This is a genomic window from Candidatus Binatia bacterium, from assembly GCA_023150935.1.
Taxonomy (GTDB): Bacteria; Desulfobacterota; Binatia; order HRBIN30; family HRBIN30; genus JAKLJW01.
The window spans coordinates 1-513 of record JAKLJW010000187.1 but is presented as its reverse complement, the minus strand read 5'-3'; the positions used below and the strand labels follow the sequence as shown (position 1 = coordinate 513).

2 protein-coding genes are annotated in these 513 nt (G+C 73.3%); one reads left to right on the top strand and one right to left on the bottom strand.

Going from position 1 to position 513, the window contains the following annotated elements; translation table 11 throughout:
- Nucleotides 1-221 (bottom strand): NAD+ synthase (locus tag L6Q96_23670; GenBank protein MCK6557544.1); only part of this gene is annotated, 221 nt, incomplete at its 3' end.
- 34 nt (nucleotides 222-255) lie between these two features.
- On the opposite strand from L6Q96_23670, the gene L6Q96_23665 reads away from it, so the two are divergent.
- On the top strand, nucleotides 256-513 hold a 258-nt coding region (locus tag L6Q96_23665), incomplete at its 3' end, for an alpha/beta fold hydrolase (protein ID MCK6557543.1).

Genomic DNA, 513 nt, shown 5'->3' with positions numbered 1-513 from the left:
AGCTCGCGGAGCTGGTCCTCGACGAAGCCCTCGCGCTCGAGGAGGTCCATGGGCGGATAGCCGCTCAGCACCAGCTCGGGGAGCAGCACCAGCTCCGCACCGGCCGCCGCCGCCTTGGCGGCGGCCTCCTCGACGAGCCGGCGGTTGCCCGCGAGGTCGCCGACCGTGGGGTTCACCTGGGCGAGGGCGATGCGCACGGCGGCAGGATAACCGAGGGCCATTGCCGCTGCGCACGGAGCCCCGCAACATCGGCGCATGTCGGAGATCGTCGGTCCTACCTCCCACTTCTTCGTCTCGCAACGCCTGCGGCTCCACTACGTGGACTGGGGCAACGAGGGCGCCCCGCCGCTCGTGCTGGTGCACGGCGGGCGCGACCACGCCCGCAACTGGGACTGGGTGGCGCGCGAGCTGCGCCGCGACTGGCACGTGGTGGCGCCGGACCTGCGCGGCCACGGCGACAGCGGCTGGGCGATCGGCGGCATGTACGCGGTCGCGGACTTCGTGCTCGACCTC